The organism is Paenibacillus glucanolyticus, assembly GCF_037333485.1.
In the GTDB taxonomy this organism is placed as follows: domain Bacteria; phylum Bacillota; class Bacilli; order Paenibacillales; family Paenibacillaceae; genus Paenibacillus_AQ; species Paenibacillus_AQ glucanolyticus.
In genome coordinates this window covers 5107641-5121208 of record NZ_CP147845.1, presented here as the reverse complement: position 1 = coordinate 5121208, position 13568 = coordinate 5107641, and the positions used below count along the sequence as shown (strand labels likewise).

The following is a 13568-nucleotide window of genomic DNA, read 5'->3' as shown; positions in this document are numbered from 1 at the left end:
AAACATACAATAGCATAGATTGCCAAGGAGCAAGTGACGTTACATGGGAGGAGGAGTACGAATATGCGTAATGTGCAGCGGTTAAGACCACGAAGATCGGTTGCACGGCGAGCCTCCAGAAGAGGAGTGCAGCCGGCAGATCCGGCTAACCGTATAACCTACCGTCCTTCGGAACCACAGATCCCAATCGATAATCATCCGAATCCGTTGGTATCCGTCATTATTCCGGCTATGAATGAAGCAGGCAAAATCGGTGCGGTGATAGCAGAGGCCCGGGCGGTTCACCCCGAAACGGAGGTTATTGTGGTTGCGAATGGATGCAAGGATCAAACGGCATCGGTCGCAGAGCGAATGGGAGCTAAGGTATTATCTTTTGCGGAGCCGCTCGGTAACGATGTTGGACGAAGTGTAGGCGCACAAGCAGCTAAAGGACGAATTCTTCTTTTTACAGACAGCGATATGGTTATTCCTTCTGGTGAATTAAGGCCATTCGTACAGGCGGTGCTGTCTGGTGTGGATGTGGCCCTGAACGATTACACCGGCCCTGTCGATCGGTCGCCGGTTCACCGGGTTATTCTTGCGAAATATACATTAAATTCGATTCTGGGCAGGTCTGATTTGCGGGGAGCGTCCATGACAGCCGTGCCGCATGCATTAAGCCGCCGGGCACTTGATGTCATGGGTGCAAGGGAACTGTCGATTCCTCCCAAAGCGCAGGCAGCTGCGATGAGCCGGGGGCTGCGGGTGGAGGCGGTTTATCGCGTTGAGGTCGGACGCTTGAACCCGGGACGGACAACGGGCGGGGATCCGCTCGAAATGCTGGTGCTGGGCGATCATCTGGAAGCACTGGAAGCCGTGATTGCGGAGAGGGGCGTCCGCGGCGGATATCACGATGGAGGACGAAGACGGAGCTTGGTGAGGTGAGCACGTGCAGAAGGTAGTTTATAAAAAATCATTCCGATCAGGCCGTTACAGCCAAAGGCGTTCAAGAAAAGCAAAGGGCTCCCCCCGAGCCTCCACAGCCTTCCGATCCTCGCTGAGCAGTCGGTGGCAACGGCTGGCATGGAGTGCGGGAGGCATGGCTGGCAAAAGGAACAGGACTGTTTCCAGCAGTGCGGCCTCGGCTGCCTTTGGGCAGTGGTTGTATTCCAGTGGAATTCCCCGGCACCAATTCTACCATGTAATGCCGAGTGCAGCTGAAGCTTTCCGGCGCGGGTACGCCAGAAGCTCCAGGGAGCCTGTCCCCGCGCCACTGCTGCCGCCTCTGAACGGGCGCGTTTCCGTTATCGTGTCTGCCTGCAATGAGGCAAGCTCGATCCCGATGGTGCTGCGGGAGCTGAAGCGACTTCCATTCCATGAGATCATTGTGGTCGAGAATGGAAGTCAGGACCACACGTACGCTGCAGCACGTTCATTTGAAGGGGTCATTGTTGCGCATATTCCGGATCGTCTGGGGCATGACGTGGCCCGTGCCATGGGGGCCAAGATGAGCACTGGCGACATCATCCTGTTCATGGACGGGGATATGCCGGTATCTGCCGAGAAACTGAGCTCGTATCTGGTGGCGGCAGATCGGGGAGTGGATGTAGCTTTAAACGATATTATGCCGCTGCTGCCGGCTTTTGAACGACAAGATGAGGTTACCCGCTGTAAAACCTTTCTCAATCGAATGATGGGGCGCGATGATCTCGAGGCTAATTCTCTAACGGCTGTGCCGCACGCCATGACAAGGCATGCCATGGAGCGCATTGGGTATGGGAACCTTGCGGTTCCGCCCATGGCCCAGTCCCTGGCTATAAGACAGGGACTTCGGATTGAAGCGGTGCAGACGGTGGATGTTCTCAGTATGAACCGGAGAAGAAAAACGAACCGGGGCAAGGACAATCCGGTGGCAAGGCTGATCATTGGCGATCATGTTGAAGCACTTGGAGAAACGATGAAAGACCTTGGCGCACGTCTTCAATGGGGACAGGTGTCACGAACGGAACTAGCCTTACGGAGGAACAGCCTATGAGCGGACTTACAAGCATTATTATCCCCACGTTTAATGGACTGCATCTGCTGCGAACTTGCGTGGATCATATTCGTGCTTATACTGAGGTACCCTACGAGATTATCGTGGTAGATAACGGATCCCGGGACGGCACCGGCGAATATTGTCTTCGTGAGAAGCTGCTGCTGATTTCCCTGCCGGATAACACCGGATTTCCCGTTGCGTGCAACCGCGGTCTTCGGATGGCTTCGGGTGACCAATTACTGCTGCTGAACAACGATGTCTTTGTCTCGCCTCGCTGGCTGACGTTATTGCTGGAGGCGCTGTACAGCCGGGAGGAGATCGGGATCGTTGGACCTGTAACGAATTACGCAAGCGGAATTCAGCAGGTGAAGGCAGGGTATACGGACATCACGGGTTACATCCATGAAGCGGAGCGCTGGAATGTGACGAATCCGGGGCGCTGGCAGGAAGTGAACCGCATTGTCGGACTATGTTATCTGTTTAAGCGCACGGTCATGAACCGGGTTGGACTGCTGGATGAAATGTTCTCGCCCGGTCATTACGAGGATGATGATTACTGTTATCGTGCCCGTCTTGGCGGGTTCAAGCTATTGGTCGCAGGCAACGTTCTGGTACATCATGAGGGCAGCGCGAGCTTCCGGAATCGGTTTCCGGGCGGGTTCCAGGACCTGATTGAACGAAACCGGAAACGGTTTGTGGAAAAATGGAACGTGGACCCATTACAATTCATCGAGGAGAGAGGTGACGCATCATGAAGGGCGTATTATTGGCGGGAGGAAACGGCACCCGGCTCCTTCCGCTAACGAAATATATGAATAAGCACCTGCTTCCGGTAGGAAAGTATCCGATGATTGCATATGGAATACACAAGCTCCAGCAGGCTGGCATTGATGACATTTTGTTAATTACCGGCTCCAAATCGGTTGGTCTGTATGCGGAGTATTTGGAGAACGGACGGAATTTCGGTGTCAATCTAACCTACAGGGTGCAGGAACAAGCGGGGGGTATCGCGGAAGCGCTGGAGCTTGCCAAGGGATTCATCCCGCCAGACGAGAAATTTGTTGTTCTCCTGGGGGATAACTTGTTTCAGGATGATTTAAAGCCCTTCATCCAGTGTTATACACAGCAGCCGCCTGGTACTGCAATGGTGCTGCTCAGCCCTACGGATAATCCTCATCGGTACGGCGTGCCTGTTTTTGCGGAGGATGGCAGTGGGAAACTGCTCTTCATTGAGGAGAAACCCGTAAATCCCCGGAGCCGTCATGCGGTGACCGGAATATATATGTATGACCATAGTGTGTTTGAAATCATCAGCCGAATCAGTCCGTCGGACCGAGGGGAATTGGAGATTACCGATGTCAATAATCTGTACGCAGCTGCTGGGACACTGGTGTATGACATTCTGCAGCAATGGTGGTGTGATGCCGGTACTTTTGAATCGCTGCAGGAGGCGGCTGTACACATGAAGGATGCATTGCCATGAAAAGACGACGTGCAGCGAGAGCCACGCTCAATACCACAGAGAAACGGGAAGGGGGATCCGGGGAGAGTTACCGAGCCGGTTACCAGGCAGGCTATGCACTGGGACTGAGGCTTGGACAGGAGGATCGAGGCAGTGTATTTGATGGAACGAGCATTATAATTCCTGCCCATCCGCATCATGATTCAGCCGTTCAAATCATTCAGCATGTGGAGACCATGACCCCCCACCTGTATGAAGTGCTTGTTGCAGATGCTGGGGCCACACCGGCCACGAGACGGTATATTCTTGGACGGAGCGGAGCCATACGGCATATTAAGGGGAAGAGCGGCGACAATCTTGCTGTTGTCATAAACAGGGCCATCTCCACATCGCTTGGTGAATATATCGCCGTATTGGCTTATGATGCTCCGAATCTGGACAACTGGCTGGGGGTACTGATAAGGGAGCTTGAGCGCGAGCCTGCTATCCGAATGGTCTATGCCAGTTCCGGGGGCTTAACGACGACACAAGAGGCGGCACAGCAAGTCCCGCTTTCCGGACAGAAATTAAGCTGCTTGCTGTTCAGGCGTAAACTTCCGGAAGAGATCGGATTGTGGATGGAGGATATCGGTTCTGCAGAGGATAGCATGCTCAAATGGCTGGAACGGATACCGGTGGAGCAGAGGTCCAGAATTGAGGCATCCACCGTATTTGCAGGAGGAAAGTTATAGCGGGTGTTTTGCACGGAGAATCCGTTCTCCGCATATGCTGAACAGATAGAAGAGTGAAGGGGAGTACCGACGTGGAAAGCAAAATTGATGATATGATTGCGCATCTTTCACATTCTCAGCAGCAGCTGGCCCGGATATTGGAAGCTCAGCGCCATGCTGCTGTTCGCATGGCTCAAATTATACATTCTCTTCCTGATTATGAACTTCAGCTTGCTGAAGGATCAAGATCATCTGGAGGGCATACGGTACAAGTTAATCGCAGTATCGTGTCTTATCTGAATGCGATGGCGGACCTGCAGCAAACGGCGGCGGACAGCCTGGAGATTGTATTAAAGGAACTGAGAGAGCAGGATGAAGAATAACCCGGTATCATTACCGGATGACTGAGGCGGGAGTGCAGTTGAGCAAAGAAGAGTCTTTGATGCGTATGCTGGAAGCGGCCGTCGCCATTCAGCGCGAGACCTCTCTGATCCTGGAGGGCAAGGCCGTCGAAGCGGAGAAGGTTCGTCAATGGGTGTTGTCCCAAGAGCCCTCAATGGGCGGATTGAAGGATTCGCTGGTCATTCATGAGCAGATTGTGGAGCAGATCGAGGGACTGACGCGTATCGGATCAGGTCTATGCCGAAATCTGCGAGTGGCTTTAGGTACCGAGGATCAGGCTGCCAGCGGAGGTTTTGACGAGTTTGATTTTGGAGAATCGGACTGATGATTACACGTACCCACCGGGAACATACAGCAAGAGTGGCCATGATCTCATCCATTGCCAGAAGTCAGGAGGCGCTGGCAGACATACTTCAGAACATTGCAGAGGTTTCTGCTCATTCTGATGTGACCGCGCGAAAGCTTGCAGAGAATATTCGATTATTGACCGGCTACCAGTCGGTCATGACTGAAATGCTGACAGGAATTCCCTTGAACCGGACCCAATGGGGATCTCCTTCATCCCCATGGCTTGCGGTTGGACGCATAGCCAACTCTAGTACAGCAGCACAGGAAGAATCAAAGGACTCAGGAGGTTAAAGGATGAAAGTGAAATCAACGGTTTTACGAACGCGAAGACGTACACGTCCTATCGGCAGCAGAAAAATATCCTCAGCTGTAAGACGTTTGAAGGTCGTAAAGGGCGTGAGACGGCGTCGTGGCGTCAGCTCCAGCTTACGTAAACGTCGCGGAATCCGGGGGCGCTACCGTTTAAGAAGAAGCGGACGCGTGTTCTTTCCGGCCTCTTCCCAAGCGTATAATCAGGGCTACAATCAGGCCTATGATGAAGGGTTTAAATCGGGTTTTGCACAAGGATACGAAGACGGTCAAATCCCACCTGCGCCGGTATGACGGCAGGCAGGGCGGCTCTCACGGAAGGCTTGAATCCGTGGGAGACCGCTCTTTTTTATTTTTTGCCAATCCTGTCATGACCAGGCTAGACGTAAGGGCATCCGCCAAATTCCCCGTCTCAGGGACAGTCGTCCATGATGCATTCGTCCTCTTGGCATATAGTTATATGAACCTTTGTAAATCCCATAAGAGACAGGGTGGAAATGGTGAGTTTATCGAAGCGTACAGGTCAGAAGGAGGGCTACCGGGCAGGTTACAGTGAAGGTTACCGTTTGGGTGGGTGCCGTGCGCTGATCGATCGTATTCCAACCGAGCCCCCGCCATATTTCAATGTGAAGGTCATGTATGTCCCCCAAGGCTTTGAATCCATTGATGAAGGAGTATCCAGCGGACTTGGCAAAATCGTCAGGGAATGCATCGTCGTACGTCCGGAACAGGTGCTGGAAGCAGCCTTGCAGCAGAGACCGGATATCATTCTGGTCATGAACGGTCTGCATGTTTTTCCGGATGATTTTCAGCATTCGATGACTCAGCTCCGCGAAGCAGGCTTCCGAACGGCCATCTGGTTTGTGGATGATCCGTATTTCACAGAGGAAACACCGGGGCTGGCACAACACTTTGATGTTGTGTTCACGCATGAGTTGAGCTGTGTTCCATTATATCAAAGTGTCGGGGTGAGGGAGGTTTATTATCTTCCTTTGGGGGTTCATCCGGAGCTGTTTACCCCGTTGATGGCAGGGCCGGCTTATCGTTCGGACATTTGCTTCATCGGGAATGCGTTCCGAAACCGTGCGGCCTTGTTTGATGAATTGGCACCGTTCTTGAAGGGAAAGCAGGTTCGCATCATCGGAGGCTACTGGGAGCGGCTTGCCCGCTATAAAGAGCTCTCCCCCTTCATACACAGCGGTTTCATACCGCCTGCGGAAACCGTGAAATTCTACAACGGCGCCAAAATTGTAATCAACCTGCACAGGCCAACCCAGAGCGGTGATGACAACCGCAACAGCCTGAATTTACCGGGCCGTTCGATCAATCCGCGGACATTTGAGATCAATGCTTGCGGAACACTGCAAATTACGGATATCCGGGAGGATCTGAGCCATTATTACACGCCTGGGATCGACATCGAGACCTTTGGTTCTGTCCAAGAATTGAAACATAAGATTTCCTATTATCTTTCTCAGGAGGATCAGCGCAGAAGTATAGCGCAGCGAGCGCTGCAGACGACCATGACGAGACATACGTATGTTCACCGACTGCCTGAACTTCTGACATTGATCGAGGCCCAACGTTTGAATTAGCAAGTTGTCCGAGCAAATATCAGGGAGGAGCGAAGCGGATGCCTAAAAGTTTAGCTGCCGGACCCCGTCGGTCCGCCGTATCCGATGCATATGGACGAGGCAGGAATGCAGGTATGCACGCCGGATATGATGAGGGGTATTTTCGAGGGAAATCACAGGGTATCGTTAACCGGGTTGTCTATACGCCGCCTGTGAGGGATATCCATGTGTTGTTTGTCAGCTCGGGAAAAGGATTTCCTTACTCGCCGATTGACGAGGCGATTATTGGTACACTGCACGGCATGGTACGCCAGGTTTCATTGACGGATGCCAAGCAGGACGTAGCTGCAGAAGCAAGCCGTACGCGGCCGGATCTTGTACTGGTGCTTGACGGCATGTATTTGCCTGTGGAACAGATGGATGCGGTTCGGGCCATGGATATTCGGACGGCCGTCTGGATGACGGACGATCCGTATTATACGGATATGACCGTAGACTGGATCCACCACTACGATTATGTATTTACACTGGAACTGAACTGCGTGGCCCATTATCAGAACTTAGGCTGCTCCCAGGTTCACTATTTGCCGTTTGCCGCGTTTCCCGTACACTATCGTCCGATTGCCATGCCGGGAGCAGCTAAGCGGGATATCGGTTTTGTTGGTACAGCGTATCCGAAACGAATTCAGTTTTTTGAGCCCATTATGGACCAATTGATGGCACACCGGACCTTTATTAACGGTAACTGGTGGGAGAAATTCCCGGGTTACGGCCGATTTAACAACCAGATTGAGATCAACAAGTGGATGGGTCCGGCGGAGACTGCGGACGTATATAACAGCGCCAAGATTGTCATCAATTTGCACCGTGCGGTGGATGACGATGAAATCAATCAGAACAGCGGACATATACCGGCGGCTTCCCCGAATCCGCGTACGTTTGAGATTAGTGCTTGCGGCACGCTTCAGCTCTGCGATGAGCGGTCAGATCTGGCGCGGTTCTATACACCAGGTGTGGAGATTGACACCTACCGGTCTCAGGGTGAGCTGCTGGAGAAGGTAGAGTACTATCTTGCTAACGACCACCTGAGAAAAGAGATCGCACATCGTGCCCTGGAGAGAACCTATCAGGAGCATACCTATGCACACCGCCTGAATACGCTCTTCTCGGTTATCTTTCCTTGATCCTGGCTCAGAAATAGTTCAATGATGGGGGAACAAGCGTCGTTACGGTGTCTTTGTTTTTCTAATATATTGTACCAACTGGGTGAAAAGGAGGTGGATCGCATCCGGTACTGCCACAATCACGGTTACTGTAGATGCGGATAATACCGATGGCCTTTAAACCGAAAATGTTGATTTTTTCACACGTATCCAATCCATCCAGCATTACGGGAGCGGAGAAGCTGCTTCTGTTCTTCTGCGGACAGATGACTCCTTATTTTGATTGCGTTCTGGTTGCACCGAACGAAGGCCGGCTGACTATATTGGCGAGACAATCCGGGATTACGGTCAAAATCCACAGAATTCCATTGTTTCACAGCGTGTATACACCGGGTTCCAATCTTTTGGCCGAAGCCAATAAGCTGATGGCAACATCGGTTTTCCGTGGATTGATGAAATGGATTGCAGGTGAGGCCCCGCAGGTAATTCTGACAAATACGTGTGTGCACTTTATGCCGGCAGCAGCGGGCAAGAGACTTGGAATTCCCGTAGTATGGCAATTGACCGAAAAAATTACGGAAAACGGGAACGCCCATTTGGCCACTTCGTTAATCCATCAGTACAGCAACTGGCTGGTCAGCATTTCCGAATCCGTAGCCGAGAGTTTCCCGGTGGAAGTCAGGCAGTCCAAAATGACGGTACTCCCTCCATCCTGGATTGAGTCTGATATTCAGCCAGCCGCATGGGCGACAACGAGAGCTTCCTTTCGCGGCAGTCTCGGCATCACTGCAAATCAACCGTTAATTGGTATGATTTCTTCATTTCTGATCGAGAGCAAAGGGGTGCATCACTTCATAGACATGGCGCTCTCGCTCAAGGATGCTTACCCCGACGCAGCCTTTCTCATCGTTGGGAGTGCGCTGAATCCGGATTATGACATATTGTGCCGCGATCGCATTGCTTCGGCGGGAGCTCAGCATCGTTTCATATTTGCCGGATCTCAAGACGATATCACTCAAGTATATTGTGCCCTTGATGTCGTGGTGGTACCGAGTCTGATACCGGAGGGATTCGGATTAACGGCTCTGGAGGGGCTGCTGCACGGGAAGCCGGTTGTAGCCTACGCATCAGGAGGACTTCAGGAGGTCCTGACGGCTGCCGGATGCCCGCATCTGCTCGCGATTCCCGGGAGCCCGGCCTCACTGGCAGAGAAGGTGAGGTTCATCCTGGATCAGCAGGATCGGGGCGAGGCTCTGGGTATGCAGAACCGCCTTCAGATCCAGGCTGTATTTGGTCCAGAGGTGTACGGAATGCGATTGAACGGCATGGTTTCACGCTGGATGAATGAATATCCTGCATGGTTTCAGGTGACGGCAAGACGGGTGAAGCGCCGGGTTGTTCCGGCGAGACGACGTAAGCAGAATAGCCGCAGGAAGAAACGAAGTGCTGCTGTTGCGCGTCGGTTATTCGTTCGTAGACGAACCAAGAGACCGGAAGGCAGGGCGACCAGGCGACGGGCATCAAGGCTTAGACTACGCAGAACGTCCGCAAGGCGACGAAAGGCATGAGACGAGGTCAACAGCAGAGCGGTGAACGGTCTAGGCTTACTTCAAAAAGTCCGCTTCCGTTCTGCTGTCTCACGAAAGCGAGAAGAATGGTCGTGCTACGGAGTTATCGCCTTCGGATCTGTGATTAAGTTGGCAAGGGAGAATCCGATATGAAAGTCATGACGATCTTGGGTACGAGGCCCGAAATTATCCGATTAAGCTTGATCATTCCTCTTCTAGACCAGTATGCAACGCGGCATGTGCTTGTGCATACGGGACAAAATTTCACCAATACCTTAAGCGGGGTCTTCTTCTCGGAGATGGGGCTCCGCAGTCCGGACTATGTGCTTCAGGACCGCCAGGCCACGCTGGGAGGCCAGTTGTCCGTTATGTTCAGCCGAATGGAGGAAATATTGGAACAGGAGCAGCCGGACACGGTTCTGCTGCTGGGTGATACAAACAGTGCGTTATGTGCTGTGCTGGCAGAGCGTCTGGGATACCCGGTGGTGCATATGGAAGCCGGAAACCGCTGCTTTGATCTGGATGTGCCTGAAGAGAAGAACCGCAAAGTCATAGATGCGGTGTCCTCCATCAATATGCCCTATACAAACTACAGCAAGAATCATCTGCTTCGAGAGGGAGTGCCTAGTCAACGCATTGTCCTGACAGGGAACCCGATCTATGAAGTGATGAAGCATTACGAAGCTCAGGTCAATCAGAGCCGGATTATGGAGAAGCTGTCGCTCTCCCCCCAGCAATATTTTCTGATTACGATACACCGTTCAGAGAATGTGGATCGACCTGAGAATTTAACGGAAATATTAAATGGGTTAAATGCGGTCGCTGAAACGTTCGGAAAGCGACTCATATGCAGTTTGCATCCCCGGACGGCCTCGCGTCTTGAAGGGGCCAAGGATGTTCAACTTCATCCGCTTATTGAATTTCATGAGCCATTCGGCTTTTTTGATTTTGTACGACTCGAGAAAGAGGCACTCTGCGCGATCACGGACAGCGGTACGGTGCAGGAGGAGTGCTGCATCATGCACGTTCCTACGGTAACGGTTCGCCGGACGACGGAGCGGCCGGAAACTGTGGACTGCGGAAGCAACATCGTCTCCGGTTTGAATGCTGAGCGTATCCATGGAGCGGTCAAACTGATGACGCAGCTGGGTCGTGACTGGGTGTGCCCTGAGGGGTATTTAGCGGACAATGTGTCGCGTACCGTCGTAAAATATGTGCTTGGAGGGAAAGTGAATGTTCACTAATCAACGGATTTTGGTGACTGGCGGCACAGGCTCTTGGGGACATGAACTGATCACGCAGCTTCTGCCGCTAAATCCTAAGCAGGTCATCGTTTATTCCAGAAGCGAGGCTACGCAGGTGGCTATGGACCGTGAGTTTGAAGATCCAAGACTCACTTTCCGAATCGGAGATATTCGCGACAAGGAAGCTCTAACAGCAGCCTGTCAGGATGTGGATTATGTATTCCATCTGGCGGCACTGAAGCACGTTCCTGTGTGCGAAGAGCATCCCTATGAAGCTCTGAAAACCAATGTGGTCGGCACACAGCATGTTATTGAGGCTGCTATTGAAAATCAAGTGAAAAAAGTGATCTATATTTCAACGGATAAGGCAGCGAATCCATCCAACTTTTACGGCATGACCAAAGCGATTGGCGAGAAACTGATCGTGTATGCTAATCTGTTGAGTAAGCACACCAAATTTGTCTGTGTGCGGGGTGGAAATGTTCTTGGAACGAACGGAAGCGTTGTTCATGTATTCAAGAATCAGATCCGGCAGAAGGGTCAGATCAGCATCACGGACCATAACATGACCCGATTTTTCCTGACCTTGAAGGATGCGATATCCCTGCTGTTCAAGGCATCGATTGAAAGTGTAGGCGGCGAAATTTTTGTTATGATGATGCCGACCTGCCGCATTGTGGACTTGGCAGAAGTACTGATAGATGCTTCTGGCAGAAGCGACGTTACACTGGTTGAAACGGGTATTCGGCCGGGTGAGAAGATTCATGAAATTCTTATGAGTGATTTTGAAAGCTTGACTACGGTGGTTTATGATGATGAATACCTGGTCATATTGCCGACACTCGAAATTCCCGATCTGAAGGAGCGGTATCAGGGCTTATCCAAAGTATCCTTCAACAGCTTCAGCTCGGAGCATCAATTAATGACCAAGGCCGAGATACGCGAAATCCTTCAACGCGGAGGATTCTTGCCATGAAGATGCTCATTCTCGGGGGCAACGGTATGGCGGGACATATGCTTGTTCAGTACTTTCAGTCGTTCGGCAAGCATCATGTCTTTTACACGACCCGGGACAGACATGATTCACAAGGCCTTGTGCTGGATGTAACCGATATGAGTGCCGTGGAGCATATAATCAAAGCGGTTCGGCCGCATATGATCATCAACGCTGTAGGTGTTTTGAATCAACGGGCAGATGATGACAAAATTAATGCATATCATATCAACGGATTTTTGCCTCATCGTCTGCGGTATTTAGCGGACGCCATATCGGCCCGACTTATTCATATCAGCACGGATTGCGTGTTTCTCGGAGACAAAGGGGGTTATCGGGAAGACGATCTTCCCGATGGCGTGACTTCCTATGCGTTAACGAAAGCACTGGGCGAAGTGCAGGACCCGGATCACCTAACGATTCGCACCTCCATTATAGGACCCGAAATCCGGCAGAGTGGAATCGGTTTGTTCAACTGGTTTATGAAGCAGCGAGGTCAAGTTTCCGGTTATCGCGCCGTGCAGTGGAACGGGGTAACCACGCTTGAGCTTGCTAAAGCGATCGAGTTCTTCATGAATAAGGACGTCGGGGGTCTGATACATCTCGGACATCCGAATCCGGTAAGCAAATACGATCTGCTGCTGCTGTTCAAGGACATATGGGGAAAACATGATGTTGTTGTAGTGCCAACCGACGATATGGTTCAGGATCGGACTCTGCGAAGCACGCGGCTGGATGCGTTATATCCATTCCCGGATTATGTTCAAATGTTAAAGGAGATGTACGCATGGCAGCAGGATCATTAAAGGATCAAAAAATTCTCATAACAGGGGCAGCAGGTTTTACCGGCTTGCATGCTTGCGACTATTTCGTCCGGCAGGGATGTACCGTTATTGCTGCCGGGCGGAACAAGCAGGCGCTGGAGTCCATACAAGGCGTCATTCCGGCCGTGTGCCATCTCGAGAACCGTGAACAGGTGGATATTCTGATTCAAGAGAGCCTTCCTGATTATATTTTGCATTTAGCCGGAAAAAATTCAGCTTCAGAGTCCTGGAAACAACCGGCTTCTTACATGGAGAGCAACGTGATGGCCACCATATACCTTCTTGAAGCGCTGAGGCAGCACTGCCCCGATAGCCGTTTGGTTATGGTAGGCTCCAGGTTAAGTGTGGACCCTGCAAAAGGTGCGGCTGCCGTTCCTCATCCTTACAGCCTCAGTAAAACCTTTGCCAGCTGGTCCGCAGCTGCCTGGCATGGTTTGTACAACCAGCATATCGTTCTGGCTGAGCCGTCCAATCTGATTGGCCCCGGCGAATCAACAGGCTTCTGTACGCTGCTTGCCCGCTATATTGCGGGTTATGAAACAGGTCGAAATTTTCCGTTGTTCCGTATAAGCTCTCGCTACGAATCAAGGGATTTCCTGGACGTTCGGGATGCGGTAGCAGCTTACAGCATATTGCTTCAAGAGGGCACTTCTGGGATGACCTATCCGATCAGTTCCGGTACGGAACATACCCTTGGAGAGCTCGCTGAGGCACTGCTCCTGCATACACAGGCAGCCGTGCCGATGGATTGGGGTCCTGAATCCGCTCCCCTCTCATTAGATTCATTAAATAAAGGAACCGGGGGGCAGCAGGGTACCGAGCTTCTTAAAGCGCTGGGCTGGAATTCACAGTACCCTCTGGAGCGGTCGCTGGCCGATATTATGGATTATGCCAGAATACAGGCACAGCCGTCCTCTTCATAATAGAACAATCAAACGCCGATGGATCGATCA

Annotated in this window: 16 protein-coding genes; all 16 read left to right on the top strand. The window is 51.9% G+C overall.

Annotation, left to right across the window (positions count from 1 at the left end; genetic code table 11):
• Window positions 1-63: 63 nt before the first annotated feature.
• The 16 genes from WDY75_RS24090 (at window position 64) to WDY75_RS24015 (ending at window position 13538) form a co-directional block, all read left to right on the top strand.
• Window positions 64-924, top strand: a complete 861-nt coding sequence (locus WDY75_RS24090) for a glycosyltransferase (RefSeq protein WP_082834309.1) — start codon at window positions 64-66, stop codon at window positions 922-924.
• Window positions 925-1078: 154 nt separating this feature from the next.
• Window positions 1079-2014, top strand: a complete 936-nt coding sequence (locus WDY75_RS24085; RefSeq protein WP_036641328.1) for a glycosyltransferase family 2 protein — start codon at window positions 1079-1081, stop codon at window positions 2012-2014.
• Window positions 2011-2772, top strand: coding sequence for a glycosyltransferase family 2 protein (locus WDY75_RS24080; protein WP_063478837.1), 762 nt, complete (start codon window positions 2011-2013; stop codon window positions 2770-2772). The genes WDY75_RS24085 and WDY75_RS24080 overlap by 4 nt, the downstream gene beginning before the upstream one ends.
• A complete protein-coding gene (locus WDY75_RS24075; protein ID WP_006208716.1) occupies window positions 2769-3500 on the top strand; it encodes a sugar phosphate nucleotidyltransferase in 732 nt (243 codons plus the stop codon). The genes WDY75_RS24080 and WDY75_RS24075 overlap by 4 nt, the downstream gene beginning before the upstream one ends.
• Window positions 3497-4210 (top strand): glycosyltransferase family A protein, encoded by a 714-nt coding sequence (locus tag WDY75_RS24070; protein WP_063478838.1) that lies wholly within the window; start codon window positions 3497-3499, stop codon window positions 4208-4210. Before WDY75_RS24075 ends, WDY75_RS24070 begins: the two co-directional genes overlap by 4 nt.
• A 71-nt stretch (window positions 4211-4281) precedes the next feature.
• Window positions 4282-4572, top strand: a complete 291-nt coding sequence (locus tag WDY75_RS24065; protein WP_036641331.1) for a hypothetical protein — start codon at window positions 4282-4284, stop codon at window positions 4570-4572.
• Between the two features lie 32 nt (window positions 4573-4604).
• Window positions 4605-4916, top strand: coding sequence for a hypothetical protein (locus tag WDY75_RS24060; RefSeq protein WP_234972816.1), 312 nt, complete (start codon window positions 4605-4607; stop codon window positions 4914-4916).
• Window positions 4916-5230 carry a hypothetical protein gene (locus tag WDY75_RS24055; RefSeq protein ID WP_006208720.1) on the top strand — a complete coding sequence of 105 codons (315 nt, stop codon included), beginning with the start codon at window positions 4916-4918 and terminating at the stop codon, window positions 5228-5230. Before WDY75_RS24060 ends, WDY75_RS24055 begins: the two co-directional genes overlap by 1 nt.
• 3 nt (window positions 5231-5233) lie before the next feature.
• A complete protein-coding gene (locus WDY75_RS24050; RefSeq protein ID WP_006208721.1) occupies window positions 5234-5542 on the top strand; it encodes a hypothetical protein in 309 nt (102 codons plus the stop codon).
• A gap of 203 nt (window positions 5543-5745) precedes the next feature.
• Window positions 5746-6843: a glycosyltransferase gene (locus tag WDY75_RS24045; RefSeq protein ID WP_006208722.1), complete on the top strand. Its 1098-nt coding sequence runs from the start codon at window positions 5746-5748 to the stop codon at window positions 6841-6843.
• A gap of 38 nt (window positions 6844-6881) precedes the next feature.
• A complete protein-coding gene (locus WDY75_RS24040; RefSeq protein ID WP_006208723.1) occupies window positions 6882-8006 on the top strand; it encodes a glycosyltransferase in 1125 nt (374 codons plus the stop codon).
• 149 nt (window positions 8007-8155) lie between these two features.
• Window positions 8156-9553, top strand: a complete 1398-nt coding sequence (locus WDY75_RS24035) for a glycosyltransferase family 4 protein (protein ID WP_063478839.1) — start codon at window positions 8156-8158, stop codon at window positions 9551-9553.
• A 149-nt stretch (window positions 9554-9702) separates the two neighbouring features.
• Entirely contained in the window at window positions 9703-10797 is a 1095-nt protein-coding gene (gene wecB, locus WDY75_RS24030; protein WP_006208725.1) for a non-hydrolyzing UDP-N-acetylglucosamine 2-epimerase, read from the top strand.
• Complete coding sequence (locus WDY75_RS24025; RefSeq protein WP_063478840.1) at window positions 10787-11773, top strand: polysaccharide biosynthesis protein; 987 nt, start codon at window positions 10787-10789, stop codon at window positions 11771-11773. Before wecB ends, WDY75_RS24025 begins: the two co-directional genes overlap by 11 nt.
• Entirely contained in the window at window positions 11770-12597 is an 828-nt protein-coding gene (locus tag WDY75_RS24020; RefSeq protein WP_036641336.1) for an SDR family oxidoreductase, read from the top strand. Before WDY75_RS24025 ends, WDY75_RS24020 begins: the two co-directional genes overlap by 4 nt.
• Entirely contained in the window at window positions 12579-13538 is a 960-nt protein-coding gene (locus tag WDY75_RS24015) for an NAD-dependent epimerase/dehydratase family protein (protein WP_063478841.1), read from the top strand. The genes WDY75_RS24020 and WDY75_RS24015 overlap by 19 nt, the downstream gene beginning before the upstream one ends.
• Window positions 13539-13568 lie beyond the last annotated feature (30 nt).

Excerpts from the sequence above, each read along its gene's own strand:
- WDY75_RS24045 (WP_006208722.1), top strand. The coding sequence starts at position 5,746 with ATGGTGAGTTTATCGAAGCGTACAGGTCAGAAGGAGGGCTACCGGGCA.
- WDY75_RS24025 (WP_063478840.1), top strand. The coding sequence starts at position 10,787 with ATGTTCACTAATCAACGGATTTTGGTGACTGGCGGCACAGGCTCTTGG.
- WDY75_RS24035 (WP_063478839.1), top strand. The coding sequence starts at position 8,156 with ATGGCCTTTAAACCGAAAATGTTGATTTTTTCACACGTATCCAATCCA.
- WDY75_RS24015 (WP_063478841.1), top strand. The coding sequence starts at position 12,579 with ATGGCAGCAGGATCATTAAAGGATCAAAAAATTCTCATAACAGGGGCA.
- WDY75_RS24055 (WP_006208720.1), top strand. The coding sequence starts at position 4,916 with ATGATTACACGTACCCACCGGGAACATACAGCAAGAGTGGCCATGATC.
- WDY75_RS24050 (WP_006208721.1), top strand. The coding sequence starts at position 5,234 with ATGAAAGTGAAATCAACGGTTTTACGAACGCGAAGACGTACACGTCCT.
- WDY75_RS24040 (WP_006208723.1), top strand. The coding sequence starts at position 6,882 with ATGCCTAAAAGTTTAGCTGCCGGACCCCGTCGGTCCGCCGTATCCGAT.
- WDY75_RS24085 (WP_036641328.1), top strand. The coding sequence starts at position 1,079 with ATGGCTGGCAAAAGGAACAGGACTGTTTCCAGCAGTGCGGCCTCGGCT.
- WDY75_RS24075 (WP_006208716.1), top strand. The coding sequence starts at position 2,769 with ATGAAGGGCGTATTATTGGCGGGAGGAAACGGCACCCGGCTCCTTCCG.
- WDY75_RS24090 (WP_082834309.1), top strand. The coding sequence starts at position 64 with ATGCGTAATGTGCAGCGGTTAAGACCACGAAGATCGGTTGCACGGCGA.
- WDY75_RS24080 (WP_063478837.1), top strand. The coding sequence starts at position 2,011 with ATGAGCGGACTTACAAGCATTATTATCCCCACGTTTAATGGACTGCAT.
- wecB (WP_006208725.1), top strand. The coding sequence starts at position 9,703 with ATGAAAGTCATGACGATCTTGGGTACGAGGCCCGAAATTATCCGATTA.
- WDY75_RS24020 (WP_036641336.1), top strand. The coding sequence starts at position 11,770 with ATGAAGATGCTCATTCTCGGGGGCAACGGTATGGCGGGACATATGCTT.
- WDY75_RS24070 (WP_063478838.1), top strand. The coding sequence starts at position 3,497 with ATGAAAAGACGACGTGCAGCGAGAGCCACGCTCAATACCACAGAGAAA.